The sequence below is a fragment of the Xanthomonas sp. WHRI 6108 genome, from assembly GCF_040202385.2.
Lineage (GTDB): Bacteria > Pseudomonadota > Gammaproteobacteria > Xanthomonadales > Xanthomonadaceae > Xanthomonas > Xanthomonas arboricola.
This window is the reverse complement of sequence record NZ_CP168198.1, coordinates 4,445,313-4,470,589: the sequence shown is the minus strand read 5'-3', so window position 1 is coordinate 4,470,589 and position 25,277 is coordinate 4,445,313. Positions and strand designations below refer to the sequence as shown.

At 68.5% G+C, this 25,277-nt stretch carries 23 protein-coding genes; 16 read left to right on the top strand and 7 right to left on the bottom strand.

The features are described from left to right. Positions 1-132 precede the first annotated feature (132 nt). Positions 133-1,476, top strand: coding sequence for an AMP-binding protein (locus ABQ039_RS18840; RefSeq protein ID WP_039521168.1), 1,344 nt, complete (start codon positions 133-135; stop codon positions 1,474-1,476). A gap of 71 nt (positions 1,477-1,547) precedes the next feature. On the opposite strand, the gene ABQ039_RS18835 is transcribed toward ABQ039_RS18840, so the two are convergent. Further along, complete coding sequence (locus ABQ039_RS18835) at positions 1,548-2,555, bottom strand: pteridine-dependent deoxygenase (RefSeq protein WP_181141124.1); 1,008 nt, start codon at positions 2,553-2,555, stop codon at positions 1,548-1,550. Beyond that, on the bottom strand, positions 2,552-3,934 hold the full coding sequence (locus ABQ039_RS18830; RefSeq protein ID WP_184381466.1) for an NAD(P)/FAD-dependent oxidoreductase: 1,383 nt from the start codon (positions 3,932-3,934) through the stop codon (positions 2,552-2,554). Before ABQ039_RS18830 ends, ABQ039_RS18835 begins: the two co-directional genes overlap by 4 nt. Before the next feature lie 288 nt (positions 3,935-4,222). Between ABQ039_RS18830 and xanC the strand changes: the two genes are divergently transcribed. The 10 genes from xanC (at position 4,223) to fabG (ending at position 11,867) form a co-directional block, all read left to right on the top strand. After that, positions 4,223-4,492: a xanthomonadin biosynthesis acyl carrier protein XanC gene (gene xanC / locus ABQ039_RS18825; protein WP_011260626.1), complete on the top strand. Its 270-nt coding sequence runs from the start codon at positions 4,223-4,225 to the stop codon at positions 4,490-4,492. 37 nt (positions 4,493-4,529) lie between these two features. After that, complete coding sequence (locus tag ABQ039_RS18820) at positions 4,530-5,213, top strand: ketosynthase (protein WP_184381551.1); 684 nt, start codon at positions 4,530-4,532, stop codon at positions 5,211-5,213. Between the two features lie 53 nt (positions 5,214-5,266). Beyond that, the gene (locus tag ABQ039_RS18815) at positions 5,267-6,016 is read left to right on the top strand and encodes a 1-acyl-sn-glycerol-3-phosphate acyltransferase (RefSeq protein ID WP_024937535.1); all 750 of its coding nucleotides are present in this window, start codon (positions 5,267-5,269) and stop codon (positions 6,014-6,016) included. Between the two features lie 11 nt (positions 6,017-6,027). After that, positions 6,028-6,315 carry a dehydratase gene (locus ABQ039_RS18810; protein ID WP_024937534.1) on the top strand — a complete coding sequence of 96 codons (288 nt, stop codon included), beginning with the start codon at positions 6,028-6,030 and terminating at the stop codon, positions 6,313-6,315. Beyond that, positions 6,312-7,286 (top strand): acyltransferase, encoded by a 975-nt coding sequence (locus ABQ039_RS18805; RefSeq protein WP_184381467.1) that lies wholly within the window; start codon positions 6,312-6,314, stop codon positions 7,284-7,286. The genes ABQ039_RS18810 and ABQ039_RS18805 overlap by 4 nt, the downstream gene beginning before the upstream one ends. Further along, positions 7,210-7,857, top strand: a complete 648-nt coding sequence (locus ABQ039_RS18800) for a LolA-related protein (protein WP_039814875.1) — start codon at positions 7,210-7,212, stop codon at positions 7,855-7,857. Before ABQ039_RS18805 ends, ABQ039_RS18800 begins: the two co-directional genes overlap by 77 nt. A gap of 40 nt (positions 7,858-7,897) precedes the next feature. Further along, a complete protein-coding gene (locus ABQ039_RS18795) occupies positions 7,898-8,173 on the top strand; it encodes a hypothetical protein (protein WP_184611759.1) in 276 nt (91 codons plus the stop codon). Next, positions 8,163-10,529 (top strand): MMPL family transporter, encoded by a 2,367-nt coding sequence (locus tag ABQ039_RS18790; protein ID WP_184611761.1) that lies wholly within the window; start codon positions 8,163-8,165, stop codon positions 10,527-10,529. The genes ABQ039_RS18795 and ABQ039_RS18790 overlap by 11 nt, the downstream gene beginning before the upstream one ends. Continuing rightward, positions 10,516-10,965, top strand: coding sequence for a phosphotransferase (locus ABQ039_RS18785; RefSeq protein ID WP_184611763.1), 450 nt, complete (start codon positions 10,516-10,518; stop codon positions 10,963-10,965). The genes ABQ039_RS18790 and ABQ039_RS18785 overlap by 14 nt, the downstream gene beginning before the upstream one ends. A gap of 164 nt (positions 10,966-11,129) precedes the next feature. Continuing rightward, positions 11,130-11,867 (top strand): 3-oxoacyl-ACP reductase FabG, encoded by a 738-nt coding sequence (fabG, locus tag ABQ039_RS18780; protein WP_184611766.1) that lies wholly within the window; start codon positions 11,130-11,132, stop codon positions 11,865-11,867. Positions 11,868-12,130: 263 nt separating this feature from the next. On the opposite strand, the gene ABQ039_RS18775 is transcribed toward fabG, so the two are convergent. The 5 genes from ABQ039_RS18775 to ABQ039_RS18755 all read right to left on the bottom strand — a co-directional run bounded on the left by ABQ039_RS18775 (position 12,131) and on the right by ABQ039_RS18755 (position 16,964). Continuing rightward, positions 12,131-12,466 carry a hypothetical protein gene (locus ABQ039_RS18775; RefSeq protein ID WP_208410804.1) on the bottom strand — a complete coding sequence of 112 codons (336 nt, stop codon included), beginning with the start codon at positions 12,464-12,466 and terminating at the stop codon, positions 12,131-12,133. Between the two features lie 91 nt (positions 12,467-12,557). After that, positions 12,558-14,180, bottom strand: coding sequence for an NAD(P)/FAD-dependent oxidoreductase (locus tag ABQ039_RS18770; protein ID WP_184611767.1), 1,623 nt, complete (start codon positions 14,178-14,180; stop codon positions 12,558-12,560). Further along, positions 14,177-14,998: a glycosyltransferase family 2 protein gene (locus tag ABQ039_RS18765; protein WP_065033431.1), complete on the bottom strand. Its 822-nt coding sequence runs from the start codon at positions 14,996-14,998 to the stop codon at positions 14,177-14,179. Before ABQ039_RS18765 ends, ABQ039_RS18770 begins: the two co-directional genes overlap by 4 nt. Then, complete coding sequence (locus ABQ039_RS18760) at positions 14,995-15,768, bottom strand: beta-ketoacyl synthase chain length factor (RefSeq protein ID WP_184434895.1); 774 nt, start codon at positions 15,766-15,768, stop codon at positions 14,995-14,997. Before ABQ039_RS18760 ends, ABQ039_RS18765 begins: the two co-directional genes overlap by 4 nt. Then, positions 15,768-16,964, bottom strand: a complete 1,197-nt coding sequence (locus tag ABQ039_RS18755; RefSeq protein ID WP_104543730.1) for a beta-ketoacyl-[acyl-carrier-protein] synthase family protein — start codon at positions 16,962-16,964, stop codon at positions 15,768-15,770. The genes ABQ039_RS18760 and ABQ039_RS18755 overlap by 1 nt, the downstream gene beginning before the upstream one ends. A 218-nt stretch (positions 16,965-17,182) precedes the next feature. On the opposite strand from ABQ039_RS18755, the gene ABQ039_RS18750 reads away from it, so the two are divergent. From ABQ039_RS18750 to zwf, 5 genes are all read left to right on the top strand, one after another. Next, positions 17,183-17,443: a YcgL domain-containing protein gene (locus tag ABQ039_RS18750; RefSeq protein WP_039529613.1), complete on the top strand. Its 261-nt coding sequence runs from the start codon at positions 17,183-17,185 to the stop codon at positions 17,441-17,443. Beyond that, on the top strand, positions 17,436-20,756 hold the full coding sequence (locus ABQ039_RS18745; RefSeq protein WP_349778659.1) for an ankyrin repeat domain-containing protein: 3,321 nt from the start codon (positions 17,436-17,438) through the stop codon (positions 20,754-20,756). The genes ABQ039_RS18750 and ABQ039_RS18745 overlap by 8 nt, the downstream gene beginning before the upstream one ends. Positions 20,757-20,782: 26 nt before the next feature. Then, entirely contained in the window at positions 20,783-21,112 is a 330-nt protein-coding gene (locus ABQ039_RS18740; protein WP_016902847.1) for a low molecular weight protein tyrosine phosphatase family protein, read from the top strand. A 63-nt stretch (positions 21,113-21,175) separates the two neighbouring features. After that, positions 21,176-22,975, top strand: a complete 1,800-nt coding sequence (locus tag ABQ039_RS18735) for a glycoside hydrolase family 15 protein (protein WP_102257127.1) — start codon at positions 21,176-21,178, stop codon at positions 22,973-22,975. Then, a complete protein-coding gene (zwf, locus tag ABQ039_RS18730) occupies positions 22,972-24,834 on the top strand; it encodes a glucose-6-phosphate dehydrogenase (RefSeq protein ID WP_184611771.1) in 1,863 nt (620 codons plus the stop codon). Before ABQ039_RS18735 ends, zwf begins: the two co-directional genes overlap by 4 nt. Positions 24,835-25,277 lie beyond the last annotated feature (443 nt).

Below are 25,277 nucleotides of genomic sequence, written 5' to 3'. Positions count from 1 at the left end.
TGGAATGTGCTTCGCGGACGGGCCTTGCCAAGGTTCCCGACCGCAGCCCTCGTGGCGCAGCCGGAAACCTCCCGACTTGCCAGCAGGGCAGGTGGCGGCCAAGCTAGCGCGCTTTTGCGATTGCCGGTTCTCATGTCCAGCCTGCCTGTTCCTGCCGTTTCCCACCCGATGGCCGTCGGCGCGCCCGGCCGGCCGCTGGCCTGGCGCGCGGGGCAGTCGGTCGATCTGGCCACCTTCATTGCACACGTGCATGGCCTGGCGCAGCAACTGCCGGACGGTCGCCACGCGGTGAATCTGTGCGAAGACCGCTATCGCTTCATGGTCGCGTTCTATGCGTGCGCATTGCGCGGTCAGGTGTCGCTGCTGCCGTCCTCGCGCGCGCCGGCCGTGGTCGGCGAAGTGCAGGCGCGGCATGCCGATGCCTACTGCCTGGGCGATCTGGCACTGGAGCTGGCACCGCCGCGCTATTGGCAGCTGCCGGCCGAGTTGCCGCAGGCCGCGGGCCCGATTCCGCAGCTGGCCGACGATGCCCTGGTGGCCATCGGCTTCACTTCCGGCAGCACCGGCAGCCCGCAGCCCAACCCCAAGACCTGGGGCAGCTTCCTGACCAGTACGCGTCAGGATCTGGTCGCGCTGGAAAGCCTGTGGGCGCACACCGATGCGGTGCCGCATGTGGTCGCCACGGTGCCGCCGCAACATATGTACGGCATGGAACTGTCGGTGCTGCTGCCGATGGTGACCGAGCTTGCGGTGCATGCGGGCCGCCCGTTCTTTCCGGACGATGTGGCGCGCGCGCTGTCGGACATTCCTGCCCCGCGCGTGCTGGTGACCACGCCGGTGCACCTGCGCGCGCTGGTCGAATCCGGCGTGGCGTTGCCGCCGCTGGTCGGCATCGTCTCGGCCACCGCGCCGTTGGCGCAGGACGTGGCCGCAGCCGCCGAAGCGCGGTTTGGCGGCGAGGTACGCGAAATGTTCGGTTCTACCGAAACCTGCGTGTTCGCGGTGCGCCGCACCGCGCTGGAGGCGGCGTGGACACCGCTGCCCGGTGTGCGCCTGGAAACGCAGGCGGCAGGCACCTTGGTGCACGCACCGCATCTGGCCACGCCGGTGCTGCTGGCCGACATGATGGACGTGGCTGCCGACGGCACCTTCCAGGTGCGCGGCCGGCAGGCCGATCTGCTGGAAATCGCCGGCAAACGCGCCTCGCTGGCCGATCTGACCCGTCGCCTGCTGGCCATCCCGGGCGTCGTCGACGGCACCATCGTGCAGCTCGCACCCGAGCCCGGTCAGGCGGTCGGCCGCATCGCCGCATTGGTGGTCGCCCCGACCCTGGACGAAGCGCAGATCCTCGCCGCCCTGCGCGTCAGCGTCGACCCGGTGTTCCTGCCGCGCCGCCTGCGCAAACTCGCCGCCCTGCCACGCAACGAAACCGGCAAGCTGCCGCGCGATGTGGTGCTGGGTTTGCTCAACGGCTGAGCGCAGGCCTCGCCACGGAGCATTGCTGCTGCGTGGCTGCAGCGGGCATCAGTACTCATGCCCGCAATCGCTCACCCATGCACCCCATCGATCTCCACCGCCAGCTCGTCGCGGCAGATCACCGCGTGCAGCAGCAGACGCGGCACCGCATCGCCGAAGCGGGCGTCCAGCGCCTGCGCCACCCTGGGTAGATCGTCCTGCTCGCGCACGTAGACCTTCAGGCGGGTGCCGGCGCCGAACTGCGTGGGCAGGGCGGGCGCATGCTGGCGGGCGGCACCCAGCAGGGCGTCGAAGTTGGCGAAGGTCTCTTCCAGCTGCGCCAGCAACTGGCCGGTGTGCATCGAGGCATGCCCGACCACCGCGGCGGTGCCTGACAGCAGCAGCGGCATGTCGCTGCCGGCCGGCGGCAGCATGGCGCGCGCGAAACTCGGCGGCTGCGGGCCGTATTGGCGCGGGTAGTTGTAGGCGCTGACCTGGCGCGGGTTTTCCAGCGGGGTGCCGGCGTCGCTGGCGGCCAGCCAGTAGATCTGGATGATGCGCTCGGCATCGCAGCGTCCCACCGCGGTGGCGGCCGGCAATTGCGCATTGTCGAAGGCGCCCAGGCCGCGCGCACGGCCCACGCAGAACTGCCGGTAGCGTTCGCGGTCGCCACTGCCCAGGGTGATGGCGTCCAGATAGTTCCAGATACGCAGCAGGCGCGGGGTCTGGCTGCGGGTGACGAAGGCGGTGATTTCCGCATAGGCCTTGGCGGCGGCGGCTTCGATATCGACATCCTGCTCGTCGATTTCGATCACGCCGAACTGCAGGCGGCCGTCGCTGGCCCAGGCGATGTTGCCATCGCGGCCGCTGTGCACCGCCGCGTCGGTCCGCCACACTTCCAGTACGTCGGCGTGGTACGGCTGCAGCGGCACGCGCAGGTAGCGGGGGTCGTCCAGGCGCGGCGCCGCCGTGCCGAAGCCGAACACGGCCAGCACCTGCGGGTCGGCCAGCAGTGCAGACGGGTCGGTCTGATCGACATAGTCGACCTGCAGGCGGGGATGGCGCACGGTGTGCGTGGTCTGGGCCGGGGAAACGGTCATCGTGTGTCTCGTTGTTGCGTGTCGCGTTGCAAGGTGTCGCCATCGAAGCCGAGCGTGGCCTGACGTCGGCGTTGGCGCCAGGACTGCCAGGCGCGCGGCATCATCGACAAGGTGGTCAGTGCATAGATGGCGCGGAACGCGCGCAGACGCAGGCGCACCCTGGGGCTGTCGAACACGTCGCCGGCCAGCATCGCCACCACCGCTTCCTCGATCTGCCAGGTGTTCTGCGGTTGTGCGAACAGGGCGCGCATGGTCGGCGAGGTGAAGCGGTAGATGAACCACTTGAACTCGTCCACGCCGCGCTTGAGTTCGCGCTGCAAGGCGCGCTGCAGTTTCGCCTCGTGCTGCGGCATGCGCAGGGCCTGGTCCACCATCGCCGCACCGCGCTCGGCGCTGTGCATGGCCAGGAACACGCCGGACGAAAACATCGGGTCGACGAAGGTGTAGGCATCGCCCAGCATCAACCAGCGCGGGCCGGACATGCGCGTGCATTCGTAGGCGTAATTGCCGGTGGCATGCACCGGGGCCACGCGTTCGGCGCCGAGCATGCGCGCGCTGAGCTCGGTGTTGAGCGCAAGCGTGCGCATGAAAAAGCCCTCGCTGTCGCCTTTGCGGGTCTTCATGTATTCCGGGTAGCAGACCGCACCCACGCTCATGATGTCGTCCGGCAACGGGATCAGCCACATCCAGCCATGCGCATGGCGATAGATGCTGATGTTGCCGGCATCCTCGCCCGGTCGGCGCGTCACGCCGCGGAAATGGCTGAACAATGCGGCCGATTGATGCCTGGCATTGGCGCGCTTGAGCTTGAGGCGGTTGCCCAGGAAGGTGTCGCGGCCGCTGGCATCGAGCAGATAGCGCGGGCGGAACTGCTGCGCACCCGCCACGCCCTGCGCCTGCAGTACCGGCTGCTGCCCGTCGAACTCCACCGCTTCGACCTTGACCTGGTCGCGCGCATCCACGCCCACCGCCCGCGCGCGCTCGAACAGCACCTGGTCGAACTGCGCACGCGGTACCTGGAAGGCGAAATCGGCCTTGGCCTCCAGCGCATGCGCGAAGCGGAAGGTGTTGTAGCCGCCGCTGTCGTTGGGAAAGTCTGCACCGCGCTTGAGCACACCGATGCTGCGCACCTCTTCCAACACGCCCAGGCGTTCGAGAATCGGCATGTTCATCGGCAGCAGCGACTCGCCGATATGGAAGCGCGGATGCTGCGCCTTCTCCAGCAAGGTCACCTGCCAGCCCTGCTGGGCCAGGACGATGGCCGCCGCGCAGCCCGCCGGCCCGCCGCCGATGATCAGGACATCCGGACACTCGGGTCCGGGGGCCGGCCCGGCTGCCGGCTTGGCGGTCGGGGTAGGGCCAACAGCGGTGGAAGTCATCCTGGAACGAACCTGCAGCGGGCGAGCGTCATGCAGTCATGATAGCCTGACCGGCGGCCCGGACAGGTATGCCGGCCGCCGACTCGCTGTTGCAGACCGATCGACACCCTCGCCAATGCGGCCGCAACGCCGGTGCGGCGGGCGCTCGGAATCGGCCGGCACGGCAACGTACACTGTCTGTGCCCTGCAGCATCGCCGATGCCGGCCTGACGGTTGTCTGCGCCGCTGTGGTTGTTCTGCAATTTCGTTGTGAATCTGTCGCCCGACCCTCACCTGGAAGCTCTCTGGATGTCCTCGCAAACCGCTGCCGAACGTGAACTGGCCGAACTCCTGGTCGAAAGCCTGAACCTGGAAGACGTACAGCCCGCCGACATCGACCCGGAGGCGCCGTTGTTCAATACCGGGCTGGGACTGGATTCGATCGACGCGCTGGAACTGGCGCTGGCGATCAGCAAGCGCTATGGCTTCCAGCTGCGCTCGGACAATGACGAGAATCGTCGCATCTTCGCGTCGCTGCGCGCATTGTCGGCGCATGTCGAAGCCAACAAGACCGTCTGAGGTCCCGACCGCCGCGCCCGGCGATGCGCCCCCGTGGGTGCTGGGGCTGGGCGTGTTGCTGGCGGTGGCGTATTCGCCGCTGGCGCACTGGGCCAACGCCAGCCATCGCCCGGAGCTGGCCGTCATCGCCGGTGGCTTGCTGGTGCTGATGGTGCTGATCGAACCGATGGTCGCGCGCCGTGCCTGGGCTTGGGCGCTGGCCGTGCTGACCTTGCTGGGCCTGAGTGCGTTGTGGCACTCGCCGTACGCGATGCTGGTGCTGGCCGCGCCGCCGGTGGTGTTCACCGGCTGGGTCGCCTGGTTCTTCGGTCGCAGCCTGCGCCGTGGGCGCATGCCGTTGATCACGCGCATCGTCGAGGGGCTGTATCGCCAGGCCGGCATGCCGATCACTCCGGAGCAGTACCGCTACACGCGCCGCCTCACCCTGGCCTGGGCGCTGCTGCTGTGCGCGCTGACCCTGGTCAACCTGGTGCTGGGCCTGTGCGCCGAACCCAGTGGCGTGCTGACGCAACTGGGCTATGCCTCGCCGCTGCCGATCAGCGACGCGCGCGCATCGTTGTTCGCCAATCTGCTGGCGTACGGGGTGGTTGGCGGGTTCTTTGTAGGCGAATATCTATTGCGCGGCCGCTGGTTTCCACAGCGCCCCTATCGTAATCTGCCAGACTTCTTGCGCCAGATGGCGCGGCTCGGGCCGGAATTCTGGCGCGATCTGCTGCGCTGAGTGCGTGGCCAGGGGCAGCGACGTACGTGCACATTTTCGGGGACAAGACAAAGATGCCGCTGGCAAGGATGCCGTCGCGCCTGGCGTGGGCCGTGTTCAATCTGCTGCAACTGGCCTTCACGCTGACGTTTACCGCGGGCGGAATCGCCTATGGCCTGGCGTTGCTGGCGATCACGCGCGACACCGACCGCCTGCTGCGTATGGGCGCGTGGATGTGGTCGCCGGTGCTGTTTCGCGGTGCCGGCGCCACGGTGATCGTGGAAGGCCGCGAGCGCGTGGACTGGTCCAGGAACTACCTGTTCGTCAGCAACCACCAGTCCATCATCGATATCTGTGCGTTGTTCTACGCCTTGCCGGTGCCGCTGCGGTTCCTGCTCAAGGACGAAATGCTCAAGGTGCCGTTCGTGAACTGGTATGCACGGGCCACCGGCATGCTGTTCCTGGACCGCGACAGCCGGCGTGCCGGGGCGATGGTGCGCCGGCAGGCCGCCGCGCTGCTGCGCGAGGGTAAGCAGTTGTGTCTGTTTCCCGAAGGCACCCGTAGCCGCAGCGGCGCATTATTGCCGTTCAAGGCCGGGCTGTTGCAGGCCGCTATCGATGCTGGTGTGCCGGTGGTGCCGGTGGCAGTGGATGGCTGCGGCAAGGTGCTGCCGGTGGAGGGTGTGTTCAGGGTGCGCCCGGGCATCATCCGGGTACGTATCGGCGATCCGATCCCGGTGACCGGGCCGGATGCGCCGGACCGCCAGCAATTGACCAAGCAGGCACATGACGCCGTGGCTGCGATGCTCCAACCCAGGATTTGAGTTGCCCGCTTATGGATTTCGTCGTGCCGCATGATCATCCCTGCCTGCCCGGGCACTTTCCGGGGCGCCCCGTGGTGCCTGGCGTGGTCGTGCTCGACCATGTGCTGCAGGCAGTGGAGGCCGCACATGGCCCACGCGCGGCGGCACGCCTGCCGCAGGTGAAGTTCGTGCAGCCGTTGCTGCCCGGGCAGACGGCATCGGTCATGCTGGACGGCGCCGGCCCACGCTGGCGCTTTCGCGTGCAGCGCGCCGACGAGCTGCTGGTCAGCGGCGAACTGGTGGCGGAGGCGGCGCAATGAGCAGTCAGTGGAAGCAACGCCCGGAAGGCGGCGGACGTTTCGCGCTGTGGCTGATCCGCGGCATCGCCCAGCATGCCGGGCGTGCGGTGGGACGCGCGCTGCTGTACCCGATCACGCTGTACTTCCTGCTGGTGCGTGCGCCCGAGCGCAGCGCCTCGCGTGCCTATCTGACGCGCGTGCTGGAGCACCCGGCCACGCTGCGCGATGTGGCGCGGCATATCCACACCTTCGCTTCGACGATTCTGGACCGCGTGTACATGCTGTGTGGGCAGATGCAGCGCTTCCGGGTCGACATCACCGGGCTGGACCAGCTGCATGCGCAGATGGATCGCGGCCGCGGCGTGCTGATCTTCGGCTCGCACCTGGGCAGCTTCGATGCGCTGCGCGTGCTGGCCACCGAGCGGCCGGACGTGCAGGTCAAGGTGGTGCTGGACAAGGCCCACAACCGCGCCATGACCGAGCTGCTGGGCGCGCTGAATCCGCAGCTGGCCGCCAACATCATCGACGCCGGCATGGACGCCACCTCGATCGTCATGGCGATCAAGGACGCCACCGACGCCGGTGCGCTGGTGGCGCTGCTGATCGATCGCCCGCGCGAGGGCGACCCGGCGTTGCCGGCGACGTTCCTCGGCCGCAACGCGATGTTCCCGACCTCGCCGTGGCTGATCGCCGCAGCGCTGAAGGTGCCGGTGGTGCTGGCGTTCGGCCTGTACCGCGGCGGCAATCATTACGAGCTGGCGTTCGAGACCTTCAGCGAGGGCCTGGACGTGCCGCGTCGCCAGCGCGCACCGGTGCTGGCGGTACTCATGCGCGATTACGCGGCCAGGCTGGAACATTACACACGCTATGCGCCGTACAACTGGTTCAACTTCTACGATTTCTGGAACACCCACCATGCCGATGTGCCGCACCCTGCCGTGGATGCTGATACTGCTGTTCAGCGCCGCACCGCTATGCGCCGCACCGCCTGAGACGCTGGACGTCGGCCAGGTGCTGCAGCGCCTGGCACGCCCTGCACCGGTCAGTACCGAGTTCGTCGAACTGCGTGGCTCGGCGCTGCTGAAGACGCCGCTGCGCGTGCAGGGCCATTACCGTCGCCCGGACGCGCAAACCCTGGTGCGCGAGGTCAGCGCGCCGTATCGCGAGACCACCACGTTGCAGGGCGACGAGGGCGTGCTGGAACGCGAAGGCAAATCGCCGCGGCGTTTTTCGCTGAGCCGGGTGCCCGAGCTGGCCGGCCTGAAGTCCGGCTTCGGCGCGTTGCTGGCCGGCGACCGTGCGCTGCTGGAGCAGCACTACCGCATCAGCGGGCAGGGCCAGCCGCAGGCCTGGCAACTGACGCTGCAGCCCAAGGACGCTGCCGTGGCCAAGCAGGTGCGCGAGTTGCGGCTGTACGGGCGCAATGACGAGTTGCGCTGCATCGAGAGCCAGCCGGCCAAGGGCGACGTGCAACGCACGCTGCTGGCCGGTGCGGCGCGCGCGGCCGCAAGCGTGACCGATGCGGCCGCGCTGACCACGCTATGCCACGGATCGGGCGCGTGACGCGGCGCCCACGGCGCAAGCAAGCCGCTCGCACGATCCCATGCCGCGCGCGCGGCCGGTGGACGTTCCGCTGGCCCAGCGAGGCTTGCGCATGGCGTTTAAGTTGAACGCAAACCGCCGCATCGGCCTGGCGCTACTGTGGCTGGTGTTGCTGGCGGTGGCCGGGTTCTGGTTGAGCGAGACGCTCAAGGTCACCGGCGATCTGCGCAAATTCATGCCCGCCCGCAGCAACGCAAAGGCGCCCGCACAGCCCGATGCCGCGCGCGCGGCCGGTGGACGTTCCGCTGGCATAGCGAGGCTTGCGCATGGCGTTTAAGTTGAACGCAAACCGCCGCATCGGCCTGGCGCTGCTGTGGCTGGCGTTACTGGCGGTGGCCGGGTTCTGGTTGAGCGAGACGCTCAAGGTCACCGGTGATCTGCGCAAATTCATGCCCGCCCCGCGCACGCCGGCGCAAAAACTGCTGATCGAAGAACTGGGCGAAGGCCCCGGCTCGCGCCTGTTGCTGATGGCGTTGTCCAACAGCGACCCGGCCACGCTGGCCGCGCAGTCGCAGGCACTGCAGCAGGCCCTGGCCGCACAACCGCAGCTGTTCGAGCTGGTCGGCAATGGCGGCACTGCGGGGCTGGATGCGATCCCCGAGCGCCTGCTGCCGTATCGCTATCTGCTCAGCGACAGCTTCGACACCACGCCGCTGGATGCGCACACCCTGCAAGCGGCGTTGCAGTCGCGCGTGCAGGATCTGGGGTCGCCGGCGGCGGCGCTGGTGGAGCCGTTGCTGCCGCGCGACCCCACGCTGGAAGTGCTGCATCTGGCCGAAACCCTGCAGCCGGCCGCGGCGCCGCAGACGCGCAACGCGGTGTGGTTCGACCGTGCCGGTACCTCGGCCTTGCTGGTCGTGCAGACGCGCGCAGCCGGCTTCGATCCCACCGGTCAGCAACTGGCCTACGACGCGGTGCAGGCGGCCTTCGCCAAGGTCAGCAAGGGCAGCACGACCCGGCTTACCTTGACCGGCCCCGGTGCATTCGCCGTGGAAATCACCGCGCGCACGCAGGGCGAGGCGCAATGGATCGGGACGCTGGATACGGTGGGACTGGTGTTGTTGCTGCTGGTCGCCTATCGCAGCTGGAAGATTCCGGTGCTCGGCGTGCTGCCATTGGCCAGCGCCGGCCTGGCCGGTCTGGCTGCGGTGGCCCTGCTGTTCGATGGCGTGCATGGCATCACCGTGGCCTTCGGCTTTACCCTGATCGGCGTGGTGCAGGATTACCCGATCCACCTGTTCAGTCATCAGCGCCCGGGTCTGGATCCACGCGACAACGCGCGTCATCTATGGCCGACGCTGGCCACCGGCGTGGTGTCCACCTGCATTGCCTATGTGACCTTCCTGTTTTCCGGTGTGGACGGCTTGCGGCAGCTGGCGGTGTTCACCATCGCCGGGCTGGCGACCGCCGCGATCACCACGCGGTGGCTGTTGCCGTCGTTGATCGACCCGGCACCGCGCGACTACGCCGATTCACGCATGCTCGCCGCGCTGTGGCGCGGCATCGCGCGCCTGCCACGGCCGCGCATCAGCCTGGCGCTGATTGCGCTGGTCGGCATTGCGGTGATCGCGTTCGCGCCGGGGCAGTTCTGGCAGAACGATCTGTCGAAATTGACCCCGGTGCCGCCCAAGGCGTTGGCGCAGGACACGCATCTGCGCCAGGAACTGGGTGCCCCCGACGTGCGTTACGTGCTCGCGCTGCCTGCCGCCAACGACGAGGCCGCGCTGCAGGCCAGCGAGCAGTTGCGCCCGCGCCTGGATGCCCTGGTGCGCGCCGGCGCATTGACCGGTTACGACATGGCCGCGCGCTATCTGCCCAGCATCAAGACCCAGCATGCGCGTCAGGCTGCCTTGCCGGATGCTGCGCAAGCGCGCGCATTGACCGACAGTGCGGTGGCCGCCACACCGTTTCGCAGCGATGCGTTCGCGCCGTTCCTGCAGGACCTGGACGCTGCCAAGCGCGCCGCCCCGCTGTTGCCGAAGGACCTGGCCGGCTCGCCGCTGGCAACGTCGGTCGGCGGACTGCTGCTGGGTCGCGGCGATCGCAGCACTGCGTTGGTGTCGTTGACCGGCCTGCGCGATCCGTCGGTACTGGCTGCCGCCGTGAAAGGCAGCGGCGCGCAGTTGCTGGATCTGAAGGACGCGTCAGAGTCCCTGGTGGCCGCGTATCGCGGACGTGTGCTCGGCGCGCTGGTACTGGCCGCGCTGTTGCTGGCGGTGACGGTGGCGATCGCGTTGCGCAGCCCGCGCCGGATCGTGCGCGTATTGCTGCCGATGGCGCTGACCACGGTGCTGATCCTGGCGATCCTGCGCGGCATGGGGGTGGAGCTCAACCTGTTCCATCTGATCGCGCTGATCCTGGCGGCAGGCCTGGGCCTGGATTACGCATTGTTCTTCGACCATGCCGGCGACGATCACGCCGACCAGCTGCGCACGCTGCATGCGCTGATCGTGTGCAGCCTGATGACGCTGCTGGTGTTCGCGCTACTGGCTGCCTCCAGCATCCCGGTGTTGCGTGCGATCGGTAGCACGGTGGCGCTGGGGGTATTGTTCAATTTCATCCTCGCCTTGCTGGTGTCGCGCGAGCCGGCGCTGGAGCGCGTAAGACACGGAGATGCACATGCAGGGACGTGAGGCAATTGCCGCGCTGATTCCACACCAGGGCAGCATGTGCCTGTGGGAAGCAGTGCTGGAATGGGATGCGCAGCGCATTGTGTTGCGCAGCGATGCCCATCGCAGCGACACGCATCCGCTGCGTTGCAATGGCCGCCTGCGTGCGTTGCATCTATGCGAATACGGCGCACAAGCCATGGCTGTGCATGGCGGCTTGCTCGGCCGGGAATCGGGCAAGCCGGTGCGCCCGGGCATGCTGGTGGCGCTGCGTGCGGTGGACTTGCACGTCGCGTATCTGGACGACCTGCCCGATGCGATCGTCTGCGAAGCGCAGGTGTTGCTGCAGGGCGAGGACAGCCAGCAATACAGTTTTCGCCTGAGCCACGGCGACCAGTTGCTCGCCGAAGGGCGCGCCACGGTGATGTTGGGCGCCGCGCAGGCCACCCAAGCCCCGTAGGAGCGCGCTTGCGCGCGATGGCCTTACCGCTGACGCCGCATCGCGCGCAAGCGCGCTCCTACAAGATGTAGGCGATCAATGCTGGATCTATTCCTGCGCCTGCTGCGAGTCGTTAGGATGAGGCTCTTTCCGCCGTCGTGTCTGCGGCTTTCATCGAGGCTTCCATGAGCACTTCCATTCCACAGCGCCGCGCACTCGTCACCGGCGGCAGCGGCGATCTTGGTGGTGCGATCTGCCGTCAGCTGGCCGCGCAGGGGCGCCATGTGATCGTGCATGCCAATCGCAATATCGCCCGCGCCGATGACGTGGTCGCAGCGATCGTGGCCGACGGCGGCAGCGCCGAGGCGGTGGCGTTCGATGTGGCCGATGCGCAGGCCAGTGCGGTGGCGCTGGCAGGCCTGCTGGAGGGCGGCCCGATCCAGATCGTGGTCAACAACGCCGGCATCCACGACGATGCGCCGATGGCGGGCATGAACGCCGAACAGTGGCATCGGGTCATCGACGTATCGCTGCACGGGTTCTTCAATGTCACCCAGCCGCTGCTGCTGCCGATGGCGCGTACGCGCTGGGGCCGCATCGTCAGCGTGTCGTCGGTGGCGGCGGTGCTGGGCAATCGCGGGCAGACCAACTATGCCGCGGCCAAGGCCGCCTTGCACGGCGCCAGCAAATCGCTGTCGCGCGAGATGGCCAGCCGCGGCATCGCCGTCAACGTGGTCGCGCCAGGCGTGATCGAAAGCGAGATGGTCGGCGCAAGCTTCGCGCCGGAAGTGATCAAGCAACTGGTACCGGCCGGCCGGGTCGGCAAGCCCGACGAAGTGGCCGCGTTGGTGGCGTTTCTGTGTTCGGAGTCAGCCGGCTACATCAACGGCCAGGTCATCGGCATCAATGGTGGGATGGGCTGAGGGCGGCTGATCTGCTGGTTTGCTGCGGGGTCCTTGCCCGCCCACCATCGCAGGACACGCTGCAAGTACGTCCTTGTAAGCTCTTACGCGGCATCCATGCCGCGTAAGGTCCCGCGACGGTGGGCGGGCAAGGACCAGTCGAGATGGTCGGTGTGCATGGTGCAAGCAATGCACGCTGCGCGGCCCTTCGATGAGGTGCGGTCTGGGATCAGCTCAGTTTCATCCGAACACTGCGCTGCACATCGACAGCAGTGCATACCGAATTAGCCACCGGTCTCGTCGATCCTCATGACCAGATCGCGCTCGTGCGCACCGCGCGCGGCGCTGCAATGTACCGACACGGTATTGCCATTGGCACGCAGGCGGCCGTCGACATACAGGCCATCGCCGCGATCGTGATACGACGCCGTCCAGTTGTAGATGCTGGCACCTTGTGCAAGGTAATGGGTTTCAGCGGCACGCCGACACACAGGAACCAGGTCGCTACCATTCATCAGCAGCGGTTCGGGGACGTACTGCACGATGTTTTGCGCCACAGCCTGCGCACTGATAACGCCGGCGATTGCCAGGACAAGCGGATAGAACAGACTTCGATACATGGCTCACCTCCTGTGAGTGCGGATGCCCGAAGTATAGGAGCTAGGTCTGACTGCAGAAACGCACGCGCCGTTGCCGGCGCGGTCCTCAAACTCACGCCGCGTCGGCGTACCAGGCGGCGGTGAGGATCGGCTCGCCGATGGCGTTGGCGGTCAAGGCGTCCAGCCCGTGGTCCGGCAGTGCGGCATGGCGCTGGCGTGCCTGCTGCAGGATCTCGCGTGCCAGCACCGCCATCTGCGCGACGTTGCTGTGGATGCGTGCGGCAAAGGCATCGTCGTCGAGGGTGTCGTTCAAGGCGCCATTGAGTTCGTTGAACCAGCCGATCAGATATTGATCGAGCAGGCGCCCATCGTCGGTGGCCAGGCCTTGTGCAGTGTTGTGCTGGCCCCAGTCGTGCAGCACACGCTGCATGGCCAGATTCATGTCGCGCGCATAGAAGAAATCGGACTTCATGCGCGAGAGCAGGCTGAGGTCGGCGATGCGTCCGCTGCAGAACAGCGGCGCCAGCAGCGACCAGTAGTAGGTGTAGTCCCAGATCACCTTGACCGGCATCACCTGCGCGTCGCCGAACAGCGCGTACTGATCCTGGTACAGGGTCAGGGTGTTTTCGTAGAACGAGAAATACAGCTGCTGATACAGCTCCACATACGGGCTGAGCGATCTGCCGGCGCGGTCGCGGCCGATCAGTTCGCAGATGTAGGTATTGGAAATCGCAATGAAGTCGCTGCCGGGCGAATAGAACGGGTCCAGGAACAAGCCCGCCTCGCCGGTCAGCGCCCAGCGCTGCGGCGAGAACACCTGCTTGCAGCCATAGGAGAAGTTACGCAGGAACAGGAAGTCCTGCAGCCGGTAGTCGGCCTTGTCGAGTGTGGCGGCGACCTGCGGCTGATGCGTGCGCAGCCAGGTCATCGCCTTGTCGTGGGTGTTCATCGTGTCCAGCGGGTGCATCGTTGCATCGCAGACGATGCCCAGCGAATGCGCGCCGGACGATAGCGGAATCAGCCAGAACCAGTAGCCCGGCCCGCACATGTGGTTGGTCGAGCGCCAGCGGTCCGGCGGCGTGCAGCGCTGCAGCCAGTTGCTGTCCTGCGACCAGCCATTGGGGTCGATCAGGCCTTCCACACGCCACCACACCGCATTGGCGTCGTGTGCATTGTCCTGCGCCAGGCCGAGCTTGCGCTTGAGCAGGCCGGCGCGGCCGCTGGCATCCACCACCCAGCGGGCGCTCAGCGTGCCGGCCTCGCCGGCGCGCTCGTAGCGCACGGCGTGGTCGGCCTGGTCATCGGAAAGGTCCACGCCCTTGACGCTGCAGTTGTCGACAAACGTGATGCCCTGCGCGCGGGCGCGCTCGCCGAGGAAATTTTCGAAGCGGCCACGGTCGATCTGCCACGACGGCGTCGGCAGGATCCGGCTCACGCCCAGCTCGGTGCAGCGGTCGATGTCCTCGCGCTTGTCGGAGAAGAAGAAGCGGAACCCGAACTTGCGGATCTGCTCGGTCTCCAGATGCTCGCGCAGGCCCAAGACCTCGGCGAAGTAGTGCGCGCCGATCTCCACCGTGGACTCGCCCACCTTGAACGCCGCCTCGCGCACCGGGTGCGCACGGCGCTCCAGCACAGTGATCGCCAGTTCGGGGTCGCGTTGGCGCAGCTGCAGGGCCAGACTCAGGCCGGCCAGGCCACCACCGGTGATAACGACATCGGCACGCTGTGCATTCATGGGGATGGCTTGCTCTTGGTAACCGCCGGCACAGTAGCAAATTCGCCGTCAGCGTCGTCGATCAGCACCGGGTTGGCGCGCACGCGGCGGTACTCGCGCCAGATATGCCCGTAGCTCCAGGCCTGGACCACCACATGCGAGGTGATTTCCCACAGATCGCGTACCAGGCGGAAATGGCTCTTGCGGAACGCGCCCGGCGAGGTGCCGGCGTAGCGGGTTTCGATCGGCACCGCGACCACGCGCGCGCCGGCCTGGCGTGCGGCGGAAATCAGCAGTTGCGCTTCGAACACGAAGCCTTCGCCGGGCACGTCGGGCAGGGTGAACACCGAGGCCGGATACAGGCGCTGGCCGCTCTGGCTGTCGACCAGCTGGAAGCCGCAGGCCCAGGCGATGCCCCAGTCGCCGAAATCGTTGCCGATGCGGCGGATGGTGGGCTGGGTGGCGCGCTTGCGCATGCGGGCGCCGACGATGACGCAGCCGGGGTGACGGTTGGCCGCCGCCAACAGGCGCGGGAAATCGGCGGCCTTGTGCTGGCCGTCGCCGTCCATGGTCATCACCGCGCGCATGCCCATCCGCTGCGCCTGCGCAAACCCGCTGCGCAACGCGGCGCCCTTGCCCTTGCGCTGCGGGTGCCGGATCAAGGTGATCGGCAGGCCGGCGATGCAGTCGGCAGTGCCGTCATCGGAGCCGTCGTCGATCACGATCACGTTGGAACAATAGGTCAGCGCATCGTTGACCACTTCACGGATGCGCAGCGATTCGTTCAGCGCCGGCACCAGGATCGCGGTGTCCTCGCGGGTCAGTGGCTGCCGGCTCACTGCTGGAGCTCCACGCGCAACACCCGGCCCGGGCCGGCGTACAGCGCCACGCGTTCGCCGCCAGTGGCGATCAGGTCGAACAACGGCAGCATCGGCGCCATCGCATTGGCGGCGACATGCCGCGCCAGCGGGCCGGCGCCCGTCGTCGGCGTGCCGTCGTCCAGCCACGCCCGCAACTGCGGCTTGCCGGCCTGGCCGGGCGCACCTAGCACCAGCGCGCCACCGAGCAGCCCCTGGCTGGGGGCGACCCGACCCAGCGGCCCGACCGAGCGGGCGTCGTAGCCGGCCAGCAGCACTGCGTCCATGCCGGCGGCACGTTGGACCAGCGCCTCCAGCAAGCCCTGCGCGAAGCTGCCCAGGCTGGCGCTGATCGCGGTGGCCGGGGTCATCGCCCCGGCGCCGATGGTCCAGTAGCCGGCCGCGGCGTTGTGCACCGAGTTGTGAAACTTGGTCGGCGAGATCGCCGTGGGGTCGCTGGCCAGGGTGGTGCACATGTAGTCGGAGATGGCCAGGTCGCCGTACGTGGAAGTGAAGATCGACGGCAGGCTGGCCGGCTCGCGGCCGGCGGCGGTGCAGGCGGCCAGCGCGGCCTCCAGCGAGACCGCCACCGTGTCCGGTGCGCGACGGCGCTCGTTGGCGGCCAGCAGCTGCGGCGCCGGGCGCGCGCCGGTGTCCTGCAGCGCGCCGCCGCGCACGAACGCCGCAGCGGCGTCCCAGCTCGGCAGGCCCTGGGTCCAGAAGCCGATCCCCTCGATGGTGGCAGCCAGCATCAGCGGGCCTGCCCGAACAGCAGCGAGCAGTTGTTGCCGCCAAAACCGAAGGAGTTGTTCATTGCGTAATCGATCTTGGAATGGGCATTGTCGAAACGGATCTGCGGGCCGCAGGCGGGGTCGGGCACTTCGCTGTTGAGCGTGCCCGGCAGCACGCCGTCGCGCAGCGCCAGCAGCGCGATCACCGACTCGACGATGCCGGCTGCGCCCAGGGTGTGGCCGGTCCAGGCCTTGGTCGAGCTGGCGTGCAGGGTGGCCGGGAAGATCGCCGCCACCGCGGCGGCTTCGACGCTGTCGTTGGCCGGGGTGGCAGTGCCGTGCAGGTTCAGGTAGCCCACCGCGGCCGGCTCCAGACCGGCGCGTTCGAGCGCGCCGCGCATCGCCAGCTGCGCGCCCAGGCCCTGCGGATGCGGGGCGGACATATGGTGCGCATCGCTGGATTCGCCATAGCCGTACAGCCACAGCGTTGCGTCCGGCGCGGCGGCGGTGCGTTCGAGCATGGCAAAGCCGCCGGCCTCGCCCAGGCTCAGGCCGACCCGGCGCGCATCGAACGGCTGGCACAGCTCCGGCGCCACCACCTGCAGCGAGTTGAAGCCGAACAGCACGCTGCCGCACAAGGTATCCACGCCGCCGACCAGGGCGGCATCCACCACCCCGGCGTCGATCAGGCGCGCGGCCTGGGCAAACACCTTGGCGCTGGACGAACAGGCGGTGGCCACGGTCACGCTCGGGCCGCGCAGGCCGGTGGCGTGCTGCACGAAGTCGCCCAGCGAGTGCGGGGTGTGCACGATCGGGCGATCCAGGTCGTCGGGGAAGCGCGCGCCGTCGGCGTCTTCGACCAGCCGCGTGTAGGCCTCTTCACTGGCGCCGATGCTGGAGGTGGAGGTGCCGATGATCACCGCCACGCGCTCGGCGCCGTAGCGCTGCGCGGCGGCCTGCACCGCCTCGGCCATGCCGTCCTGCTGCAGGGCCAGCCAGGCCAGGCGATTGTTGCGGCAGTCCCAGCCTTGCAGGGCCTCCGGCAACACGACGTCTTCCACGCCGTCGACGCGGCCGATCCAGCACGGCAGCGGCTGCGGGCCGAAATCGTTGCGACGCATGCCGCTGCGGCGAGCAGTCAGGGCGGCGGCCTGGGCATCGAGCCCGGCGCCGAGCGCGGTGGTGGATGTAAAAGCGGTGACGGCGACCGGGGCCATCTGGGACGAATGCTGCGCTTGGCTCACGGTGGTCTGGCTGGCAAGAAGTGGGCTCAGTATATCGATGGCGGGTGCGCCTCCCGTCGATGGCGCAACTGAACGTGCCGGTCATGTCGCTGACGGGGCTGGAGTTTTCGCGCGTTGCCGCGCTTTCGCCATCGGCGCAATTGGGACACAATCCTGCGACACACTTGCCGATCGAGCGCGACCACGCGCGCATGCACGCCTACGTCTATAAAAGCCAACGCAAGCAGGACACCTTCGTCTATCTCGCCACGCGCGACGACTTCTCCGGTCTTCCCGCCGCCGTGCACGCGCAGCTGGCGCCGTTCGCGTTCGTGCTGGAGGTGGCGTTGACGCCGGAGCGCCGTCTGGCGCAGGCCGACGTGGCCACGGTGCGCGAAGCGCTCGCCAGGCACGGCTTCTATCTGCAACTGCCCAAGACGGTGGTGCTGGCGGGCGAGTGCGACTATGACTGAGGCCGCACGGGCCGCACGCTTGCGGGCCGCAGCGCTGGCCGGCCTGGCCGGCGTGGCGTTGTCGTTGCTGGGTGGCATCGGTGGCGGTGTCGCCGCGGTGACGCTGTGGCTGGCGCAGCCGGCGTTCGCGCTGGCGGTGTCGTGGGCGCGCGGTAGCCGCGCATTGCCCAGCCGGCCGCGTGCGGTCGCGCAGGCCTTGCCGCCGCTGCTGACGATCTGGGGTGTGGGCCTGCTGGCACTGGCCGCGCTGATCAGCTGGCCGCTGACCGCCCTGCGCGACAGCGGCAGCCTGGCCGCCGCATTGGCCTTGAGTGTGGCGGTCAGCGCCGCGTTGCTCGGGTTGTGGCGGACCTGGCCGCTGTGGGGCGAGGTCGAACGCGATGGCGGCGCCCTGGCCCCGCGCTGGCATGCGCTGGCAACGCAGGAGTTGCACGCCTGGCGCGGCCTGCTGGCCGCTGCCCTGGTGCTGGCGATGTGCACGCTGGTGGTGGCGCTGGCCTGGCCGGGCTGGTTGTCGAGCAGCCTGCGCTGGAGTCTGGCGATCGCGGCCAGCGTGCTGCTGCCCGCTGCCCACCTGCTGTTGCAACGCACGGCCGCCCCGGCGCGCAGCGATGCCCCGGCGGCCCTGCAGGCGGCCGATTTCTTTTCCGAAGCGGCGGCCGAGCCGCGTCCGCTGGAGCCGGTGGCCCAGCACCAACTGGTGCCCGAACTGTTCGAGGCCGCGCGCAGCGGACGCGTGGACCGCGCGCTGCAGTTGCTCGACGCCGGGGCCGACCCGCAGGCGATGCCGCTGCCGGAGTGGCGCGACCAACGCAGCCTGCCCGCGCTGGCCGCGGTGCTGCCGGATCTGCGCCTGCTGCGCGAGCTGATCGTGCGCCGCGTCGACGTCAACCAGCCGCATCGCGGCATGACCCCGTTGCTGGCCGCCACCCGCGACAGCTGGCACGGCCGCCCGGACGCGGTGATGACGCTGCTGGCCAACGGGGCCGACCCGCGCGCCAGCGACAACGACGGCAACACGCCGCTACACCACGCGGTGCGCAGTTCCGACCCGGGCGTGGCCGCGCTGCTGCGCGATGCCGCCGCCGAGCTCGATGCGCTCAACAACGAAGGCCACTCGCCGCTGGCGATGGCCTGCCAGGTCGGCAACTGGCGGCTGGCCAAGTTCCTGCTGGAACGCGGCGCGCACTCCGAACCGGAAGGTGGCGCACCGGTGCTGCTGGCCGCGGCCGGCACCGAGGAAGACGACCCGGCCGGCGTGCAGCTGCTGCTCAAGCACAAGGCGCGCGTGGATGCGCGCGACCGCCAGCGCCGCAGCGCCCTGCACGAAGCGGCGTTGGCCGGACACGGCGACATCGTCGAGGCGCTACTGGCGGCCGGCGCCAACCTGGAAGCGCGCGACCTGCTCGGCCGCACGCCGTGGCTGGATGCGGCGCGGCAGGCGCGCAGCGGCGTGCTCGAACGCCTGGTCGCACGCAAGGCCGATGTGCTGGCCACCGACGGCGAAGGTCGCAATGCGGTGATGCTGGCCTGCGCGGCCGACAGCGTGTCGCCGGCGCTGATCCGGCGCCTGCTCGAGCTGCAGGTGCCGGCCGACAGCGCCGACGCGCACGGCCGTCGCGCGGTGGATGTGGCCGCCGAAGCCGGGCGCTGGGCGATCGTGCAGTTGCTCGATCCCGGCTATCCCTTGCCGGCGGCGGTCAGTGACGCGCACGGCGAGAGCCCCGGCGTGACGGTACTGCCCGATCGCCCGCCACTGGTGCTGCTGCGCGAAGGCCTGCAGTTCGGCCAGCGCGACGGTCTGGTCGCACTGGCCCGCCTGTGCGGCCCGGAAGAACTCGGCGGCCTGCTGCACGACGCGCATCTGGCCTTGAACGCCGATGCGGTGGACTGGCTGCTGCGCCACGGGGCCGATGCCGAAGTGCGCGATGCCTGCGGCGATGTGCCGATGTTTGCGCTGCTGTCGCGGGGCGTGGAGGCGATGCCGGCGCTGCAGGCGCTGCTGCGCCATGGCGTGTCGCCGGCCGGGGCCGGCGGCCTGACGCGGCTGCTCAGCGCCTGCGTGCAGCACGATGCGGCATCGCGTGGGCTGGAACAGTTCGCGCTGGAACTGCTCGAACGCGGCGCCGACCCGTTCGCCGCGTCGGCCGCCGGCGATCCGCCGTTGTCGCTGGCGGTGCGGCTGGGCTGGCTGCGCCTGCAGCAGTGGCTGCTGGAACACGGCGTGGACCGCGAGGCACGCGACAGCCACGGCATGACCGCGCTGCATCTGGCTACCGCGCTGGGGCGCGAGGCGTCGCTGAAATTGCTGGTCAAGCAGGGCGCCTCGCCGGAAGCGCGCGCTGCCGACGGGCAGACCCCGCTGGGGGTGGCGCTGTCGATCGGCCGCCGCGACCTGGCCGACTGGCTGGACTGGCGCATCTGGTCGCTGCCGCAGCGCAGCCTGCGCGAAGCGGATGTGCCGGCCGCCGCAATGGTCGGCGACACCGATGCGGTGCGTCGGCTGATCGATCTGGGCCTGCCGGTCGATGCGATCGATGCCCAGGGCTGCACCGCGTTGCTGCGTGCCGCCGGTGGCGGCCATCTGGGCGTGGTGGCGCATTTGCTCGGTCGCGGCGCCGACCCGCAACGCGCGGCCAATAGCGGCGCCACGCCGTTGTCGGCGGCGGTGAGCATGCGCCAGACCGAGATCGTGGCCGCGCTGCTGCAGGCCGGCGCGCAGATCGAGCACCGCCTGCCCGGCGGCGTCACCGTGCTGATGCTGGCCTGCGCGCTGGGCCTGCCGGATATCGTGGCGCGCCTGCTCACCGCGGCGGCCGATGTGCACGCCAACGACGATCAAGGCCTGGCGCCGCTGCATTGCGCCGCGCTGTACGGCTTCACCGCGCGCGACAAGAGCCGCCTGCTGGCCTTGCTGGATACCTTGCTGCTGGCCGGTGCCGACCCGGACTACCTGGCCGGCGGCCGGGTCAGCCCCTTGCTGCTGGTGCTGGGCGCGCGCGCCGAACCGGGCACCGCCTGCGACGAGCAGGTGGTGCTGGCCGGCGTGGAACGCCTGCTCGACGAAGACGTCTCGCTGGACGTGGCCGATCAACGCGGTTTCGGTCCGCTGCACCTGGCCGCACTGCACGGCCTGCCGTTGCTGGTGCAGCGCCTGCTGCGTGCCGGCGCCGATGCCGACCGCCGCGACGCGCTCAACCGCACCCCGCGCGAGATCGCGATCATGCGCGGCTTCATCGATGTGGCCGGCCAGTTCGAACCCGCCTTGCCGGGGGTGTCCTCGATGGCGCGCTTCCTGCGCGAAGGCCGCTGAGCCAGCGCGCCGGCGCACCGCTGCGGGTGCTGTTCGTGTGCAGCCGCAACCGGCTGCGCAGCCCCACCGCCGAGCGCGTGTTCGCCGACTGGCCGGGCGTGCAGACGCAATCGGCCGGGCTGGCCGCCGATGCGGAGGTACAGCTCACCCCGGAGCTGTTGCACGAAGCGCAGCTGGTGCTGGTGATGGAGCGTCGTCATCTGCAGTTGCTGCGCAAACGCTTCGCCGCGCATCTGCGCCATTGCCGGGTGATCTGCCTGCAGATTCCCGACGATTACGCGTACATGGATCCGGCACTGATCCGTCGCCTGGAACACACGGTGCCACCGCTGCTGCGTCTGCCGGCGCAGTCGTAACCTGATCCCGACACCGCGCATGCAAAACTTGGCGCTCCCTCGCACGAAGGAAGCGCCTCTACGATGAGCGTGCGTATCGAGGACCACGCCATGCTGGGCAATTGCCACAGCGCGGCCCTGGTCGACCACCGCGGCACCATCGACTGGCTGTGTCTGCCACGTTTCGATTCCGATGCGTTTTTCGCATCCCTGCTGGGCGATGAGCAGCACGGGCAATGGGCGTTGTCGCCGGCCGGCGACTTTCGCAGCGAACGTGCCTATGAAGACGACAGCCTGGTGTTGTGCACGCGCATGCACACCGACACCGGCACGGTGGAACTGGTCGACTTCATGGTCGCCAGCGATGAAGGCGACGGCCACCAGCACCTGGTGCGGATCGTGCGTTGCGTGCAGGGCCAGGTGCCGATGCACATGCGCCTGACCTTCCGCTTCAACTATGGCCGCACCGTGCCATGGGTGACGCGTATCGACGGTGGCATCCGCGCCATTGCCGGCCCCGACCAGCTGGCGCTGCGCTCGCCGCAGGCGCTGCACGGCGAGGACATGGGCACCGAAACCGACTTCACGCTGCGGCAGGGCGAAAGCACCTGGTTTGTGCTCAGCCACGGCCTGTCGCATCAGCCCACGCCGACGGCGATCGATCCAGAACAGGCGCTGCAACGCACGACCGCGTTCTGGCATGGCTGGGCGCGGCGCTGCACCGATGTCGGCCCCTGGACCGCGCAGGTGCGTCGTTCGCTGGTGGTGCTGAAGGGGCTCAGCTATCTGCCCACCGGCGGCATCGTCGCCGCGCCGACTGCCTCGCTGCCCGAGCATCTGGGCGGCAGCCGCAACTGGGATTACCGCTACTGCTGGCTGCGCGATTCGGTGTTCACCCTGATCGCCTTGCTGCAGGCCGGCTATCGCGACGAAGCAGAAGCTTTTCGCGACTGGGTGCAACGCGCCATCGCCGGTTCGCCGGATCAGTTGCAGGCGCTCTACGGCATCGCCGGCGAGCGCCGCCTGCAGGAGTGGGAGGCGCACTGGCTGCCCGGCTATGAAAATTCCGGGCCAGTGCGGATCGGCAACGGCGCGGTGGACCAGTTCCAGCTCGACGTCTACGGCGAGTTGATCGGCGCGTTCCATTACGCGCGCGAAAAGGGCGTGGCGCCGCCGTCCGATGACGATGGCTCGTCGGCATCGTTGCTGGAAAAGGTGCTGGAGACGCTGGAAACGCTGTGGCGCCTGCCCGACGAAGGCATCTGGGAAATCCGCGACGAGCGCCGTCATTTCGTGCATTCCAAGGTGATGGCCTGGCTGGCGTTCGACTGCGGCGCGCGCGATGGCATCACCAACGCCGATGCGGCCAAGCGCGCGCACTGGGGCCGCATCGCCGACGACATCCGCGCCGAAGTGCTGGAAAAAGGCGTGCACCCGGACGGACACTTCGTGCAGAGCTACGGCTCCGATCGCCTGGATGCGGCGTTGTTGCTGATCCCGATCGTGGGGTTCCTGCCGGCCGATGATCCGCGCATCGCCGCAACCGCCGATGCGATCGCACGCGATCTGACCATCGATGGATTGGTTGAGCGCTATCGCGCCGACGACAGCGCCGACGGCTTGCCGGCCGGCGAGGGCACCTTTCTTGCCTGCAGCTTCTGGCTGGTGGAAAACTACGCCCTGCTCGGGCGCACCGAGCAGGCACGCGTCCTGCTCGAGCGTCTGCTCGGGCTGTGCAACGACGTGGGCCTGCTCGCCGAAGAGTACGACCCGCGCAGCAAACGCATGCTTGGCAACTTCCCGCAAGGGTATTCCCACGTGGCTCTGGTCAATGCGGCATTGCGCCTGCACGGACGCATGGGCAAAGAGGAAACACATCCATGAACGAACAAGCCACCACCCCGCCGTGCATCATCGTGGTGTTCGGTGCACGCGGCGATCTGACCAAGCGCCTGGTGATGCCGGCGCTGTACAACCTGCGCCGCTCCGGTGCGCTGGGCGAGCAGTTCGCCATCGTCGGCATGGATCACGGCGATATCAGCGAGCGTTCGTGGCGCACGATGATGGGCCAGTCGATGACCCAGCTGCTCAGCAGCCGCGATGCCGAATTCCAGACCGACGAATTCGACACCGACACCTGGGAGTGGCTGCGCGAGCGCATGCATTATCTGCGCGGCGATTTCACCGACCTGGGCGCCTATCAAACCCTGGGTGGCGCGCTGGAGAAGCTGCACAAGCGCTACGGCACCCAGGGCAACGTGCTGTTTTACCTGGCAACCGCCGCGCGCTTCTTCGAGCCGGTATTGCTCAACCTGGGCGAAGCCGGGCTGGTCAAGCAACGCGAGGGCGAGGGCTGGCGTCGGGTGATCGTGGAAAAACCCTTCGGCCACGACCTGCCCAGCGCCGTCGCGCTTAACGCCACCGTCGCCAAGGTGCTGCATGAGGACCAGGTGTTCCGCATCGACCATTTCCTCGGCAAGGAAACCGTGCAGAACATCCTGGCGTTCCGTTTCGCCAATGGCCTGTTCGAGCCGGTGTGGAACCGCGACCGCATCGATCATGTGCAGATCACCGCCGCCGAAACCATCGGCGTGGAAGGGCGTGGGCGCTTCTACGACCCCACCGGCTGCCTGCGCGACATGGTGCCCAATCACCTGTTCCAGTTGCTGGCGATGATTGCGATGGAGCCGCCGGCCGCATTCACCACCGAAGCGATGCATCGCCGCCGCGCCGAAGTGATCGAAGCGGTGCGCCCGATCAAGCCCGAAGACGTGGTGCGTGGCCAGTACGCCTCCGGTGCGGTCAACCGCAGCGCCGTGCCCGGCTATCGCGAAGAAGACACCGTGCCGGACGATTCGGAAACCGAAACCTACGTGGCGATGAAGCTGCAGGTCGACACCTGGCGCTGGGCCGGCGTGCCGTTCTACCTGCGCACCGGCAAGCGTCTGCGCGAGCGCACCACCGAGATCGCGATCCGCTTCAAGCCTGCGCCGCTGGCGCCGTTCCGCAGCACCGAAGTGGGCGGCTACGGCCCCGACTGGCTGGTGCTGCACATCCAGCCCGACGAAGGCATCTCGCTGCAGTTCGACGTCAAACGCCCCGGCGCGCAGGTCAGCCTGGCACCGGTGCGCATGGACTTCCGCTACCGCGACTGGTTCCCCAAGGAATACACGGTGGGCTACGAGCGCCTGCTGCAGGACTGCATGAACGGCGAGGCCGGCCTGTTCCAGGATGCGGCAATGGTGGAAGGTGCCTGGCGCATCGTGCAACCGATCCTGGATGCCTGGAAGCAACCGCCCAGCGATTTCCCCAATTACGCCGCCGGCAGCGCCGGCCCCTCGGCCGCCGACGCCTTGCTGGCGATGAACGGTGGACACGCCTGGCGCGCGCTCACCCCCGGCCGCAAGCCACCGCCGCGCCGCGCACCGGAAGCGCGCAGCAGCGCTGCAACGCCGATCAAGAAAGCCACCGGAAAGACGGTCAAGAAGGCTGCCAAGGCGCCGGCCAGGAAGATCACCAAGGCGGCAGCCGAAAAGGTCACCAAGGCGCCAGCCAAACGCGCATCTGCGGCTGCAGCAAGACCATCGCAGGATGCGGCTACGTCGCCGGGCAGTGCGGCAAAGAAAGCCGCGGGCAAACGCGCAACCGGCAAGGTCGCAAAGACCGCCGGCAAAACCGCCGCAGGCAAGAGCGCATCGAAGAAGTCGGCCAGCAAGACCGCGGTGCGCGCGCCACGCCGCTGACGGAGGCAGCCGCCGCAGCTCCACGTAGGAGCGTGCCTGCGCGCGACGGGCTTTATCGGTAACGCCCGGTCGCGCGCAGGCACGCTCCTACGAAGGGCGAAGTGATTGTGGGTGGTTGGTGGGGGCTCGCCATCACATCGGCGTATGACTTGGACGCAATCGGCCGCTTGCGTGCAGGTCGTTTCCAAGGCATCGACTGCGTCACTACCGCTGACAAACGATGCACCACATCCACGTAGGAGCGTGCCTGCGCGCGACGGGCTTTATCGGTAACGCCCGGGTCGCGCGCAGGCACGCTCCTACGAACGGCGCAACCATGGTGGGTGGTTGGTGGGGGCTCGTCATCACATCGGCGTATGACTTGGACGCAATCGGCCGCTCGCGTGCAGGTCGTCGCCGAGGCAGCGACGGCGCCGTTACCGCTGACGAACGATGCACCACAT

Excerpts from the sequence above, each read along its gene's own strand:
- ABQ039_RS18840 (WP_039521168.1), top strand. The coding sequence starts at position 133 with ATGTCCAGCCTGCCTGTTCCTGCCGTTTCCCACCCGATGGCCGTCGGC.
- ABQ039_RS18835 (WP_181141124.1), bottom strand. The coding sequence starts at position 2,555 with ATGACCGTTTCCCCGGCCCAGACCACGCACACCGTGCGCCATCCCCGC.
- ABQ039_RS18830 (WP_184381466.1), bottom strand. The coding sequence starts at position 3,934 with ATGACTTCCACCGCTGTTGGCCCTACCCCGACCGCCAAGCCGGCAGCC.
- xanC (WP_011260626.1), top strand. The coding sequence starts at position 4,223 with ATGTCCTCGCAAACCGCTGCCGAACGTGAACTGGCCGAACTCCTGGTC.
- ABQ039_RS18815 (WP_024937535.1), top strand. The coding sequence starts at position 5,267 with ATGCCGCTGGCAAGGATGCCGTCGCGCCTGGCGTGGGCCGTGTTCAAT.
- ABQ039_RS18810 (WP_024937534.1), top strand. The coding sequence starts at position 6,028 with ATGGATTTCGTCGTGCCGCATGATCATCCCTGCCTGCCCGGGCACTTT.
- ABQ039_RS18805 (WP_184381467.1), top strand. The coding sequence starts at position 6,312 with ATGAGCAGTCAGTGGAAGCAACGCCCGGAAGGCGGCGGACGTTTCGCG.
- ABQ039_RS18800 (WP_039814875.1), top strand. The coding sequence starts at position 7,210 with ATGCCGATGTGCCGCACCCTGCCGTGGATGCTGATACTGCTGTTCAGC.
- ABQ039_RS18795 (WP_184611759.1), top strand. The coding sequence starts at position 7,898 with ATGCCGCGCGCGCGGCCGGTGGACGTTCCGCTGGCCCAGCGAGGCTTG.
- ABQ039_RS18790 (WP_184611761.1), top strand. The coding sequence starts at position 8,163 with ATGGCGTTTAAGTTGAACGCAAACCGCCGCATCGGCCTGGCGCTGCTG.
- ABQ039_RS18785 (WP_184611763.1), top strand. The coding sequence starts at position 10,516 with ATGCAGGGACGTGAGGCAATTGCCGCGCTGATTCCACACCAGGGCAGC.
- fabG (WP_184611766.1), top strand. The coding sequence starts at position 11,130 with ATGAGCACTTCCATTCCACAGCGCCGCGCACTCGTCACCGGCGGCAGC.
- ABQ039_RS18775 (WP_208410804.1), bottom strand. The coding sequence starts at position 12,466 with ATGTATCGAAGTCTGTTCTATCCGCTTGTCCTGGCAATCGCCGGCGTT.
- ABQ039_RS18770 (WP_184611767.1), bottom strand. The coding sequence starts at position 14,180 with ATGAATGCACAGCGTGCCGATGTCGTTATCACCGGTGGTGGCCTGGCC.
- ABQ039_RS18760 (WP_184434895.1), bottom strand. The coding sequence starts at position 15,768 with ATGCTGGCTGCCACCATCGAGGGGATCGGCTTCTGGACCCAGGGCCTG.
- ABQ039_RS18755 (WP_104543730.1), bottom strand. The coding sequence starts at position 16,964 with ATGGCCCCGGTCGCCGTCACCGCTTTTACATCCACCACCGCGCTCGGC.
- ABQ039_RS18750 (WP_039529613.1), top strand. The coding sequence starts at position 17,183 with ATGCACGCCTACGTCTATAAAAGCCAACGCAAGCAGGACACCTTCGTC.
- ABQ039_RS18745 (WP_349778659.1), top strand. The coding sequence starts at position 17,436 with ATGACTGAGGCCGCACGGGCCGCACGCTTGCGGGCCGCAGCGCTGGCC.
- ABQ039_RS18735 (WP_102257127.1), top strand. The coding sequence starts at position 21,176 with ATGAGCGTGCGTATCGAGGACCACGCCATGCTGGGCAATTGCCACAGC.
- zwf (WP_184611771.1), top strand. The coding sequence starts at position 22,972 with ATGAACGAACAAGCCACCACCCCGCCGTGCATCATCGTGGTGTTCGGT.